The organism is Roseateles asaccharophilus (assembly GCF_031458115.1).
GTDB lineage: Bacteria > Pseudomonadota > Gammaproteobacteria > Burkholderiales > Burkholderiaceae_C > Pelomonas > Pelomonas asaccharophilus_A.
Genome location: NZ_JAVDXV010000001.1, coordinates 613,771 through 625,932 on the forward strand (window position 1 = coordinate 613,771; position 12,162 = coordinate 625,932).

Genomic DNA, 12,162 nt, shown 5'->3' on the forward strand with positions numbered 1-12,162 from the left:
GTCCTCAGAGGTTTTCAGCCAAAGAGTTCACTTGAGGTATTGCGCTTAAGTTCTTATCTTGTCAGTGTTTTTGGCGTCACGTACACTGCCGCCTTGCTGTTGGGGACCCCGTTGAAGACTTCACTCGTTGCCGCACTCCTGAGCCTGGCCCTGTTGCCCGTCCTGAGCACCGCCGAGGCCGCCGCCACCCCAGCCAAATCCGTCAAGTCTGCGAAGGCCAGCAAGGCCAAGGCTGCTGCCGTCCAGACCCGCAAGGTCAAGTCCGTCGTGCTGCGCAAGCAGGCGCCGGTCGTGCGCGCGGTGCCCACTTTTGGCCAGGTCGCCGGCCTGCACGATGTCGATGACCCGCTGGCGCTGCGCTCCAGCGTGGCCTATGTGCTGGACCAGGACACCAACGAGGTGTTGTTCTCCAAGAACCCTCAGGCCGTGCTACCCATCGCCTCCATTACCAAGCTGATGACGGCGCTGGTGGTCGTCGAGTCCGGCCTGTCCATGGACGAGAAGCTGACGGTCACCGACGAGGACAAGGACACCGAGAAGAACACCGGCTCGCGCCTGGCCTTCGGCACGTCGCTGACCCGCGGCGAGATGCTGCATCTGGCGCTGATGGCCAGCGAGAACCGCGCCGCCCATGCGCTGGGCCGCCACTATCCCGGTGGCATGAACGCTTTTGTCGCCGCCATGAACGCCAAGGCACAGAGCCTGGGCATGGCCGACACGCACTATGTCGAACCCACCGGCCTGTCCAGCCGCAACCAGAGCAGCGCCAAGGACCTGGCCCTGCTGGTGAACGCCAGCAGCCAGGTGCCGCTGCTGCGTGACCTGTCCACATCGCGCGAGACCCGTGTGGCGCTGGGCAAGCGCCAGGTGCAGTTCCGCTCCACCAACGGCCTGTTGTCCAACCCGATGTGGGACATCGGCCTGCAGAAGACCGGCTTCATCAACGAAGCCGGCAAGTGCCTGGTCATGCAGGCCAGCATGGCCGGCCGCAAGCTCATCATGGTGTTCCTGGATTCCAGCGGCAAGGCGTCGCGGATCGCGGACGCCGAGCGCATGCGCAAATGGCTGGCATCCCTGCCGGGCGGTGGCGAGGCGGCGGTGGCGGCCAAGCTCTGATCCCGCACCTCTCCAAGCAAAAAGCGGCGCCTCGGCGCCGCTTTTGCGTTGTGGGGCACGCGTCAGGCGCGGTGGCCTAGCGCCGTCGAGATCTGCACGGCGGTTTCCTTCAGCCGCACGACCCAGCCTTCCTCCAGCCGGTCGGCCGGTGCCGAGATGGACAGGCCGGCCACCAGCTTGGCCTGGTCGTCGTAGATGCCGGCGGCCATGCAGCGCACGCCCAGCTCCAGCTCCTCGTCGTCGCGAGCGATGCCGCGCTGGCGCACCATGGCCAGCTCGCGCTCCAGCGCGCCGATGTCGGTCAGGCTGTTGCGCGTGTGGCCGGCCAGGCCGGTGCGGGTTGCGTAGGCACGCACGCGCGGGCTGTCGTCGCTGGCCAGGAACAGCTTGCCCACCGACGTCAGGTGCAGCGGTGCCCGGCCGCCCACGGCGCGCACGACCTGCATGCCCGAACGCTCGGAGTAGGTGCGCTCGATGTAGACGATCTCGTCGCCCTGGCGTACCGACAGGTTGACCGGCTGGTGGGTGAACTTGTGCAGTTCACGCATGGCCGGCAGTGCGGCGTCGCGCACATCCAGCCGCGCCTTGACCAGATTGCCCAGCTCCAGCAGCCGCATGCCCAGCCGGTAGCTGCCCGCTTCGGGTCTGTCCACGAAACGACCCAGGGTCAGGTCGTTCAGAATGCGGTGCGCCGTCGAGGGATGAAGGCCGGTGGTCTCGGAGAGCGCCTTCAGCGACACCGGATCCTGGTGGCTGGCCAGCACGTCCAGCAGCGCGAACATGCGCTCCAGCACCTGGATCGCCGGGGTTTGCGCCTCTTTGGATTTCATGGGCGGCATTGTGGGGGAGATTGGTGGTGTTTTGTATGGCGAAAGCGGTGTTCAGGAAGTGGCAGGCGCTGGGGCTGGTGCTGCTGGCGCTGGGGGCCAGCGCTGCGGAGCCGGTGGCCGAGGCGCGCTGGGGGCGCGGCCCCAAGCTGTATGGCCGCATCACGGCGAATGAGCTGGGCCTGGTCATCAACACCGCCGACCCCTACTCGGTGGCCGTGGGCGAGTACTACGCGAAGCGACGCGGCATCCCGGCCGCTCAGGTCGTGCGCGTGCAACTGCCGCTGCGCAGCAGCCTGACGCGTGACGAGTTCCAGGCGCTGGACCAGACCCTGCGCAGCCAGATGCCGGAGAACGTCAATGGCCTGGCGCTGGCCTGGGTGCAGCCCTATGCCGTGGATTGCAACTCGCTGACCAGCGCGCTGGGCATGGGGCTGCAGCCCAACGTCTGCAGCAACAGCTGCGCCGCGACGCGGCCCAGCCCCTACCTGAGTTATTTCGGCGCGCGGCCCTGGATCGTGCTGGGCCTGCGCCCGACCATGCAGCTGGCGGCCCGCTCGGTGCCGGCGGCCATGGCGATGATCGAGCGTGGCATCGCGTCGGACCACACGCTGGCGGCCGGTGCCGCCGAGCCCGCGCTGGCCTGGCTGGCGGCCACGCCGGACGCCAGCCGCAATGTGCGCGAGCGCCTGTTCCCGCCGGCTGGCCCCGTGCCGGGCGTGGCCGGCCTGGAGGTGCGGCGCGTGCGCAGCGAGGCCTTGCCGGTCATCCGCCGCACGCTGGTCTACCAGACCGGCCTGGCCCGCGTGCCGGCGCCGTTGGGCAACGAATGGCTGCCCGGCGCTTTGGCCGACCACCTGACCTCGTTCGGCGGCTTGCTCGACAAGCCGGTCGGCGAGGGCCAGATGAACATCCTGGACTGGATAGACGCCGGGGCGACCGCGAGCTACGGCACCGTCAGCGAGCCCTGCAACCACCTGCAGAAGTTCCCGCACCCGCAGGTGCTGATCCAGGCCTATGCGCAGGGCGTCAGCGCGCTGGAGGCTTATTGGCACAGCGTGGGCTGGCCGGCGCAGGGCGTTTTCGTCGGCGAGCCGCTGGCGGCGCCGTTCGCGGCCCTGCCTCAGCCCGCCGCGTCGGCCAGCACGCCCTGAGCGGCCGCCTGGCCCGCGCGCACGGCGCCTTCCAGCGTGGCGGGGTAGGGGCCTGCGATGTAGTCGCCCGCGGCCCACAGGCCCGGCGCGACGCGTGCCGGGGGCCGCGCGAGGCCGGGTGTGCAGGCGAAGGTGGCGCGTTTCTCGGTGAGCATGCGATCGATGACCGGCGGCGTGGCCCAGCGCAGCTCGCGGGTGGCCTGCGCCAACACGGCCTCGTCACAACCGCCGCTGGCCACCCAGGGCGCCGCGCCGCTGACGACGAAGGCGAAGCGGCCCGGCGCGCCGCCCAGTTGGCCCAGGTCGAAGACGAACTGTGCCGGCGCCTCCGGGCCGTCGCGCAGCGCCAGCATGGGGGCCGGCAGCACCGTGCCCGGGCTGTGCAGGTAGACGGTGATGATGGGTTCGAAGCGCAGCGCCTGCGCGGTGGCGCTCCAGTCCGGCGCGATGGACGCTGCCAGGCGCGTAGCCTCGACGCTGCTGCAGGCCAGCACGATGCCGTCGAAAGCTTCGCCATCAACACGCCAGCCGGCCTCCAGTTGCTGCACGCGCCGGCCCAGTCGCAGCCGCTCGCCCAGCCACGCTGCCGCGGGCGTCGCCAGCAGTTCCGACAGCGGCCGGCGCGGCAGCAGCAGGTCGGCACTGCCGGCGCCGCTGAACAGTGCGTCCTTCAGCACGCGCAGGAAGACTTGCGCGCTGGCCCGCGGCGCGGGCGTGTTCAGCGCGGCCACGCACAGCGGCTCGACCAGATCGCGCTTTACGGCATCCGGCAGGCCGGCACACAGTTCGGCGACGCTGAGCTGGGCGTCGCAGCGGAAGCCGCGTGCGAGCCAGCCACCAGCCGCCGCGAGCAGGCCCAGCCTGGCGCTCAGTGGCCAGCCACGATGCGCCAGCACGCCACACGTGAAGGCCACCAGCGGCGGCCCCGGTGGCAGGTGCAGGCCCGGCTCGCCGGGGTAGGGCAGGGCCAGCGGCAGGCGCTTCAGCGCGGCCTCCGGGTCCACGCCGAGACGGCGCATCAGCGCGAGGCTGTCGCGGTAGGCGCCGATGAGGATGTGCTGGCCGTTGTCGTACGGCGGGTCGCCAGCCACGCTGCGTGCCCGGCCGCCCGGCTGCGGCGCCATCTCGAAGACGGCGATGTCATGGCCCGCATCGGCCAGCGTGACGGCTGCAGCAATGCCAGCCCAACCGCCGCCAACAACGGCTGTTTTCACGACCGATCGACTCCCACGGAACCGGCTTTGCCGGGCCGTCGGGAGTGCCCCCTTGAGAGGGCCGGCGAAGCCGGTAGGGGGTGGGCCATTACGGGCGCCAGTTGGTCTTCATGGCAATCCAGAGCTTGCGCACCGGTGTCAATGCGATGCGCTGGTGCAGCACCTGGAAGTCCTCGCGCTCGATCTCCACCAGCAGCGCTCGGTAGATGTTGGCCATCATCAGGCCTGGCTTCTGCGGCACGCGATCGGCTTCGGGCAGCAGCGCGACGGCCTCGTCGTAGAGCCGGTGCGCGCGCTCGGCCTGGAACTTCATCAGCGCCGTGAAGCGCTCCGAGTAGCCCCAGGGCTTGCTGCGCAGCAGGATCTCGTTGGCCTTGACGCCGAACTGCTGCAGCTCGTTCACCGGCAGGTAGATGCGGCCGCGGCGCGCGTCGTCGCCGACGTCGCGAATGATGTTGGTCAGCTGCATGGCCTGGCCCAGCTTGTGGGCATATTCCACCGTCTGCGGCTGCGTGCGGCCGAAGATGGCGCTGGCCACCTCGCCCACCACGCCGGCCACCAGGTGGCAGTAGCGCTGCAGGCCGGCGAAGTCCAGATAGCGCGTCTGCTGCAGATCCATCTCGCAGCCTTCGATGACGGCGTTCAGGTGATCCAGTCGGATGTCGTAGGGGGCCGTGTGCGGCATCAGCGCCTTCATCACCGGGTGCGTCGGCTGGCCGGCGAAGGCGCTGGCGGCCTCCTTGCGCCACCAGGCCAGCTTGGTCGCGGCGACGCCGGCGTCCTGGGTCTCGTCGACGACGTCGTCCACCTCGCGGCAGAACGCGTAGAAGGCCGTGATGGCGGCGCGCCGCGGCGGCGGCAGGAACAGGAAGGCGTAATAGAAGCTCGAGCCGCTGGCAGCGGCCTTCTGCTGGACGTATTGCTCGGGGGTCATGATGTGGCGCGCATTGTCAGCGCGCGCCAGGCCAGCCGTGGGAAGTCCGGTACCCCGACCGAGGGGCGGTGCAGCAGGCTGTCGTGATGACGCGCCGCGATCTTGTCCAGGATGGCCAGTCCGCCCTGGACGACAAAGCGCAGTTCCCAGCCGGCGCGGCCCGGCAGCGTCAGTGCCAGCGGGGCGCCTTCCAGCATCAATTGACGGGCCCAGCCGCAGAGGTCGGCGATCAGCGCCCGTGCGGGCGGGCTGTCGCGGCAGGCCAGCACGTCTTCGGCCGCCACGCCGTGGCGGTCCAGGTCGGCCTGCGGCACGTAGAGCCGGCCATTGGGGCCGTCGCGGCTGAAGTCCTGCCAGAAGTTGATCAGTTGCAGCGCCGAGCAGATGGCGTCAGAGCGGCGCAGCGAGGTCGCGTCGTCCACGCCATACAGGCCCAGCAGCAAGCGCCCCACCGGGTTGGCAGAGCGGCGGCAGTAGTCCAGCAGATGGGCGCGGTCGCGGTAGCGGGGCGGGGTCAGGTCCTGCTCGAACGCATCCAGCAGGTCGTGCAGCAGCGCAGGCTGCAGCCGGTGCATCTCGCGGCCCAGCGGCGTGAACACGGCGGTCCAGCGTGGCGACGGCTGCATGCCGACAACGGCGGCTGCCAGGTCGGCGCGGTAGTCGTGCAAGGCCTGCACCCGTTGCGCGGTCGTGGCGTCGCCCTCGTCGGCGAGGTCGTCGGCCGTGCGGGCGAAGTGGTAGATCGCGACGACGGCCGGGCGCAAGGCCGGCGGGCACAGCATGGACGCAACGGGGAAGTTCTCGTAATGGTCGACGCTCAAGCTATTTCTCAAGTTCCGCTTGCAAAGGCCCGATGTTCCAGCGAAATTCAGCGAGGTTTGACAGCTGTTGCAGGGCCTGAATACATTACTGACCCGCTGGTCATTAATTCTGCGGCCAGCCGTTCCCTTTCTGCCGAGGTCTGCATGCCCCATTTCTCGCGTCTCAAGCTGCCCTTGCTGTGCACGGCACTGCTGACGGTCCTGTTGACGGCATGCGGCAAGCAGTCCGCCGCCCCCGAGCCCGAGCGCGCCGTGCGGACGCAACTCGTCAACGCTGGCACGGCCAGCGCCTCCCATGAGTATGCGGCCGAGGTGAAGGCGCGGGTCGAATCAAGGCTGTCCTTCCGCGTGCCGGGCAAGCTGCTGGTGCGTTCGGTGAACCTGGGCGATTCGGTCAAGGCAGGCCAGGCACTGGCGCGCATCGATGCCCAGGACCTGAAGCTGGCCGAAGCCGCCGCCACCGCAGGCGTGGCCGCCGCACGCACCAACCGGGACCAGGCCGGTGCCGACTACAAGCGCTTCGTGGACCTGCAGCGCCAGGGCTTCATCAGTGCGGCCGAGCTGGAGCGGCGCGATTCGGTGTTCAAGGCCGCGCAGGCGCAGTTGGAGCAGGCCAAGGCCCAGGCCGACGTGCAGGGCAACCAGGCGGGCTATGCCCAGCTCGTCGCCGATGGCGCGGGCGTGGTGACCGGCGTGGATGCCGAGCCGGGCCAGGTGCTGGCGGCCGGCACACCGGTGGTGCGCGTGGCGCTGGATGGCCCCCGCGACATCGTCTTCGCCGTGCCGGAGGACAAGATCGCTCAGGTGAAGCTCGCTGCCGCGCAGCCGGGCGCGTTGAAGGTGCGGCTGTGGGGCAGCACCGAGACGGCGCCGCTGAAGCTGCGTGAAGTGGCGGCCGCGGCAGACCCGGTCACGCGCACCTTCCTCATCAAGGCCGATGCCGGCAAGCTGGACGTGAAGCTGGGCCAGAGCGCCACCGTGGTGCTGGAGCTGCCGCCGGTGCCGGGCGTCGTGAAGCTGCCGCTGTCGGCGGTGTTGCAGCAGGCCGGTAAGACCTCCGTGTGGGTGCTGGATCCGGCATCGATGACCGTCAAGCCGGTGCCGGTGCAGGTGGGTGGCGCCGATGGCAACGAGGTCGTCATCGCCGGTGGCCTGGCGGCCGGCCAGGAGGTGGTGGTGGCCGGGGTGCATGTGCTGAACCCAGGGCAGAAGGTCAAGCGCTACGTGCCGCCGCGCACGACGGCCGCGCCCGCCGCTCCGGCAGCTCCTGCGGCCTCACGCTGAGCCGGGGCCGCGCATGAACATTCCGCCGAACAAGGCCTCGCTGGCCGAAGGCTTCAACGTCTCGCGCTGGGCGCTGGAGCACCCGGCGCTGACGCGCTATTTGATGGTCGTGCTGATGGTGATGGGCTTCGCGGCCTATTTTCAGCTGGGCCAGGACGAGGACCCGCCGTTCACCTTCCGCGCCATGGTCATCCAGGCCTTCTGGCCGGGCGCCACGGCGCAGCAGATGGCCGACCAGGTCACCGACAAGATCGAGAAGACGCTGCAGGAGGTGAACCATGCGGACAAGATCCGTTCGTACACCAAGCCCGGCGAGTCCCTGACGGTCTTCCAGCTGAAGGACAACACGCCGCCCAAGGAGGTGCCCGACCTCTGGTACCAGGTGCGCAAGAAGATCGGTGACATGCGCTCCACGCTGCCGCAAGGCGTGCTGGGGCCGGTGTTCAACGACGAGTTCGGTGACGTTTACGGTTCCATCTACGCGCTGTCTGCCGACGGCTTCACGCGCGAGGAGCTGCGCGAGCATGCCGATCGCGTGCGCCAGGCCCTGCTGCAGGTCAAGGACGTGGCCAAGGTGGAGATCTTCGGCATCCAGCCCGAGAAGCTCTTCATCGAGGTTTCGCAGAAGCGCCTGGCCCAGATGGGCCTGGACTTCAGCCAGGTGCTCAACCAGATCGGCGCGCAGAACGCGGTTGAAGGCGCCGGCCTGCTGAACGCCGGCAGCGCCAACTTCCAGGTGCGCGTGCAAGGTCAGTTCAGCTCGCCGCAGGCGCTGGCCGACGTGCCCATCCGCGCGGTGAACCCGCAAACCGGTGTGGCCAGCCAGTTCCGCCTGGGTGACATCGCCGAGATCAAGCGTGCCTACGTCGATCCGCCGGCCACGAAGGTGCGGCACCAGGGCAAGGAAGTGCTGGCACTGGGCGTGTCCATGGCCAAGGGTGGCGACATCATCGCGATGGGCAAGGCACTCGGCGTGACGTTGAAGGCCATAGAGCGCGACTTGCCGGCTGGCGTGCAGCTGGAACAGGTGCAGGACCAGCCCAAGGCCGTGTCGACGTCGGTGGGCGAGTTCGTTCGCGTGCTCATCGAGGCCGTGGTCATCGTGCTGGCGGTCAGCTTCATTTCGCTGGGCCTGCACACGCGGCCGCTGCGCATCGACGTGTGGCCGGGGCTGGTGGTGGCCATCACCATTCCGCTGGTGCTGGCGATCACGTTCGTGACGATGTTCTATTGGGGCGTGGGCCTGCACAAGATCTCGCTGGGCTCGCTGATCATCGCGCTGGGGCTGCTGGTGGACGACGCCATCATTGCCGTCGAGATGATGGTGCGCAAGCTCGAAGAGGGCTACGACAAGATGCACGCGGCCACCTACGCCTACGACGCGACGGCCATGCCCATGCTGACCGGCACGCTGATCACGGCGGTGGGCTTTCTGCCCATCGGCCTGGCCAAGTCCACCGTGGGTGAGTACACCTTCGCGATCTTTGCCGTCACGGCCGCGTCGCTGGTCATTTCCTGGGTGGTGTCGGTCTATTTCGTGCCCTACTTGGGCGCGCTGCTGCTGAAGGCCAAGCCAGCCGCCGACGGCGAGGTGCACGAGCTGTTCGACACGCCGTTCTACAACCGCTTCCGCGGCATGGTGCGCTGGTGCGTGGAGAACCGCTGGAAGACCATCGCCATCACGGGGCTGGTCTTCGTGCTGGGTCTGCTGGGCATGGGCAAGGTGCAGCAGCAGTTCTTCCCGGATTCCAGCCGGCCCGAGGTCCTGGTGGACCTGTGGCTGCCCGAGGGTTCGACGATGCAGGAGACCGAGGCGCTGGCCAAGCGCTTCGAGGCCCGCATGCTGAAGGAAGAGGGCATCGCGACGGTGACGGGCTGGGTCGGCTCCGGCGTGCCGCGCTTCTACCTGCCGCTGGACCAGATCTTTCCGCAGGTCAACGTCACGCAGTACATCCTGCTGCCCAAGGGCCTGACCGAGCGCGAAGAGCTGAGGCAGCGCCTGCCGCAGGTGTTGGCCGAAGAGTTCCCTGAGGCGCGCGGCCGCGTGAAGCTGCTGCCCAACGGCCCGCCGGTGCCTTACCCGGTGCAGTTCCGCGTGACCGGTGCCGATCCCAAGGTCGTGCGCGACTGGGCCGACAAGGCCAAGGACATCCTGCGCGCCAACGCCGACATGCGCGGCGTCAACGACAACTGGAACGAGAACGTCAAGATCCTGCGCCTGCACGTGGACCAGGACAAGGCGCGCGCGCTGGGCGTGACCAGCCAGAGCCTGGCGCAGGCGTCGCGCACGCTGCTGTCGGGCACCGTGGTCGGCCAGTACCGTGAGGCCGACAAGCTCATCGACATCGTGCTGCGCCAGCCGCTGAATGAGCGTGCCGTCATCACCGACCTGGCCAACGCCAACCTGCCGACCACGTCGGGACGCACCATCCCGATGACGCAGATCGCCAAGGTCCAGTTCGACTGGGAGCCGGGCGTCATGTGGCGCGAGGGCCGCAACTACGCGGTGACCGTGCAGGGCGATGTCGCCGAAGGTCTGCAGGGCGCCACCGTCACCAAGGCCGTCTGGCCCAAGCTGGACGAGTTGCAGAAGCAGATGCCGACCGGCTACCGCATCGAGATCGCCGGTGCCGTGGAGGAAAGCAGCAAGGGCCAGGGCTCCATCGCGGCCGGCGTGCCCATCATGCTGTTCATCACCTTCACGCTGCTGATGCTGCAGCTGCAGAGCTTCAGCCGCGCGATGCTGGTGTTCTTGACCGGTCCGCTGGGTATTGCCGGCGTTGCGATGGCGTTGCTGCTGCTGAACCGGCCGTTCGGCTTCGTCGCGCTGCTGGGCGTCATCGCGCTGATGGGCATGATCATGCGCAACTCGGTCATCCTCATCGACCAGATCGAGCAGGATCGCGCCCGCGGCGTCCCCGACTGGTCGGCCATCGTCGAATCGGCCGTGCGGCGCTTCCGCCCCATCGTGCTGACGGCCGCAGCGGCGGTGCTGGCCATGATCCCGCTGTCGCGCAGCGTGTTCTGGGGCCCGATGGCGGTGGCCATCATGGGCGGCCTCATCGTCGCCACCGTGCTGACGCTGCTGGCGCTGCCGGCGATGTACGCCGCTTGGTTCCGCGTGATGCGCCCGCAAGAGGAAGAAAACAGCCGCTTGCACAGCGAACTGCCGGCTCAGCCGTAACAGCGCGACTAGGGTTTTGCCGCCCCGTACGCGGGGGCGGCGGCCAAAGCGCGCGGCATCGCTACAATCGCCGGTTTGCCGAATCGCCTACGGGGCTGCCCTTCTTGAGCAGCCCAACCAGAACATCCCGTTGCGCGGGTGGCGAAATTGGTAGACGCACCAGGTTTAGGTCCTGACGCCTTCACGGGCGTGCCGGTTCGAGTCCGGCCCCGCGCACCACTGTCATCAACTGTTCCCGAGTCCATCATGGCCGTCACCGTCGAAACCCTCGAAAAGCTGGAACGCCGCATCACCCTGCACGTGGCGGCCGCTGACATCAACAGCGAAGTCGAAGCCCGTCTGAAGAAGCTGGCCCGTACCGTCAAGGCCGACGGCTTCCGTCCCGGCAAGGTGCCGATGAATGTCGTGGCCCAGCGCTACGGCTACTCGGTGCAGTACGAAGTCGTCAACGACAAGCTCGGCGCCGCCTTCAACACCGCCGCCAACGAAGCCCAGCTGCGCGTGGCCGGCATGCCCCGCATCGAGCAGAAGAACGAAGCGCCCGAAGGCCAGATGGCTTTCGACGCGACCTTCGAGGTCTACCCCGAGGTCAAGATCAACGATCTGGCCACTGCTGAGGTCGAGCGCGTCTCCAGCGACGTGACCGACGAAGCCATCGACAAGACCGTCGAGATCCTGCGCAAGCAGCGCCGCAGCTTCGCCCAGCGCGCCGCTGCCGATGTGGCCGCCGTGGGCGACCGCGTCACCATCGACTTCGAAGGCAAGATCGACGGCGAGCCCTTCCAGGGCGGCAAGGCCGAAGGCTTCCAGTTCCTGATCGGCGAAGGCCAGATGCTGGAGCAGTTCGACGCTGCCGTGCGTGGCATGAAGGCCGGCGAGAGCAAGACCTTCCCGCTGCAGTTCCCCGAGGACTACCACGGCAAGGACGTGGCCGGCAAGGAAGCCGACTTCCTGGTCACGGTCAAGAAGATCGAAGCCCAGCACCTGCCCGAAGTGAACGAGGCGTTCGCCAAGTCGCTGGGCATCAAGGACGCCACCGTCGAAGCCCTGCGCGCTGACATCAAGAAGAACCTCGAGCGCGAAGTGAAGTTCCGCGTGCTGGCTCGCAACAAGGGCGCTGTCATGGATGCTCTGGTTGCTGCCTCCGAGCTGGACGTGCCCAACGCCCTGGTGCAAGGCGAAGCCGAGCGCATGGTGGGGCAGGCTCGTGAAGACCTGAAGAAGCGCGGCGTCAAGGATGCCGACAAGGCCGAGATCCCCGCCGACATCTTCAAGCCGCAAGCCGAGCGCCGCGTGCGCCTGGGTCTGGTGGTGGCCGAGCTGGTGCGTGCCAACGATCTGCAGGCCAAGCCGGCCCAACTGCAGGCTCACATCGAAGAGCTGTCGCAGAGCTACGAGAAGCCCGCCGAAGTGATGCGCTGGTACCTGAGCGACCGTGAGCGCATGGCCGAAGTGGAAGCCGTCGTTGTCGAGAACAACGTCACGGACTTCGTGCTGGCCAAGGCCAAGGTCACTGACAAGGCCCTGCCGTTCGACGAGCTGATGGCTCAGGGCAACTAAGAAGCCACACGTCAGATGAGGCGCCGCGCCGCAAGGCCCGGCGCCTTCTTTCTTGCGTGGCCATAATT

Annotated in this window: 9 protein-coding genes and 1 tRNA gene; 6 read left to right on the top strand and 4 right to left on the bottom strand. The window is 68.3% G+C overall.

Annotated features, from left to right (window positions below; all coding sequences use genetic code 11):
* The first annotated feature begins 153 nt into the window (after positions 1 to 153).
* The gene (gene pbpG / locus J2X21_RS02750; protein WP_405048779.1) at positions 154 to 1,116 is read left to right on the top strand and encodes a D-alanyl-D-alanine endopeptidase; all 963 of its coding nucleotides are present in this window, start codon (positions 154 to 156) and stop codon (positions 1,114 to 1,116) included.
* 62 nt (positions 1,117 to 1,178) lie between these two features.
* Here the strand turns inward: pbpG and J2X21_RS02755 are convergent, their stop codons facing one another.
* On the bottom strand, positions 1,179 to 1,946 hold the full coding sequence (locus J2X21_RS02755; protein WP_310324572.1) for an IclR family transcriptional regulator: 768 nt from the start codon (positions 1,944 to 1,946) through the stop codon (positions 1,179 to 1,181).
* Between the two features lie 35 nt (positions 1,947 to 1,981).
* Here J2X21_RS02755 and J2X21_RS02760 point away from each other — a divergent pair, with 35 nt between their 5' ends.
* Positions 1,982 to 3,097: a TIGR03790 family protein gene (locus tag J2X21_RS02760; RefSeq protein ID WP_310324574.1), complete on the top strand. Its 1,116-nt coding sequence runs from the start codon at positions 1,982 to 1,984 to the stop codon at positions 3,095 to 3,097.
* On the opposite strand, the gene hpnE is transcribed toward J2X21_RS02760, so the two are convergent.
* From hpnE to hpnC, 3 genes are all read right to left on the bottom strand, one after another.
* The gene (hpnE, locus tag J2X21_RS02765; protein WP_310324577.1) at positions 3,067 to 4,311 is read right to left on the bottom strand and encodes a hydroxysqualene dehydroxylase HpnE; all 1,245 of its coding nucleotides are present in this window, start codon (positions 4,309 to 4,311) and stop codon (positions 3,067 to 3,069) included. The genes J2X21_RS02760 and hpnE overlap by 31 nt on opposite strands.
* An 88-nt stretch (positions 4,312 to 4,399) precedes the next feature.
* The gene (gene hpnD, locus J2X21_RS02770) at positions 4,400 to 5,245 is read right to left on the bottom strand and encodes a presqualene diphosphate synthase HpnD (RefSeq protein WP_310324581.1); all 846 of its coding nucleotides are present in this window, start codon (positions 5,243 to 5,245) and stop codon (positions 4,400 to 4,402) included.
* The gene (gene hpnC, locus J2X21_RS02775; protein WP_310324584.1) at positions 5,242 to 6,066 is read right to left on the bottom strand and encodes a squalene synthase HpnC; all 825 of its coding nucleotides are present in this window, start codon (positions 6,064 to 6,066) and stop codon (positions 5,242 to 5,244) included. Before hpnC ends, hpnD begins: the two co-directional genes overlap by 4 nt.
* Positions 6,067 to 6,210: 144 nt before the next feature.
* Between hpnC and J2X21_RS02780 the strand changes: the two genes are divergently transcribed.
* The 4 genes from J2X21_RS02780 to tig all read left to right on the top strand — a co-directional run bounded on the left by J2X21_RS02780 (position 6,211) and on the right by tig (position 12,094).
* Entirely contained in the window at positions 6,211 to 7,350 is a 1,140-nt protein-coding gene (locus tag J2X21_RS02780; RefSeq protein WP_310324586.1) for an efflux RND transporter periplasmic adaptor subunit, read from the top strand.
* 13 nt (positions 7,351 to 7,363) lie between these two features.
* Positions 7,364 to 10,534: an efflux RND transporter permease subunit gene (locus J2X21_RS02785; protein ID WP_310324587.1), complete on the top strand. Its 3,171-nt coding sequence runs from the start codon at positions 7,364 to 7,366 to the stop codon at positions 10,532 to 10,534.
* Positions 10,535 to 10,666: 132 nt separating this feature from the next.
* A tRNA-Leu gene (locus tag J2X21_RS02790) sits at positions 10,667 to 10,753 on the top strand.
* 27 nt (positions 10,754 to 10,780) lie between these two features.
* Positions 10,781 to 12,094, top strand: a complete 1,314-nt coding sequence (tig, locus tag J2X21_RS02795; protein ID WP_310324590.1) for a trigger factor — start codon at positions 10,781 to 10,783, stop codon at positions 12,092 to 12,094.
* Positions 12,095 to 12,162 lie beyond the last annotated feature (68 nt).

What these genes read in the sequence shown, in the direction of transcription:
- J2X21_RS02780 (WP_310324586.1), top strand. Translation starts at nt 6,211, where the DNA reads ATGCCCCATTTCTCGCGTCTCAAGCTGCCCTTGCTGTGCACGGCACTG.
- hpnD (WP_310324581.1), bottom strand. Translation starts at nt 5,245, where the DNA reads ATGACCCCCGAGCAATACGTCCAGCAGAAGGCCGCTGCCAGCGGCTCG.
- tig (WP_310324590.1), top strand. Translation starts at nt 10,781, where the DNA reads ATGGCCGTCACCGTCGAAACCCTCGAAAAGCTGGAACGCCGCATCACC.
- J2X21_RS02755 (WP_310324572.1), bottom strand. Translation starts at nt 1,946, where the DNA reads ATGAAATCCAAAGAGGCGCAAACCCCGGCGATCCAGGTGCTGGAGCGC.
- J2X21_RS02785 (WP_310324587.1), top strand. Translation starts at nt 7,364, where the DNA reads ATGAACATTCCGCCGAACAAGGCCTCGCTGGCCGAAGGCTTCAACGTC.
- J2X21_RS02760 (WP_310324574.1), top strand. Translation starts at nt 1,982, where the DNA reads ATGGCGAAAGCGGTGTTCAGGAAGTGGCAGGCGCTGGGGCTGGTGCTG.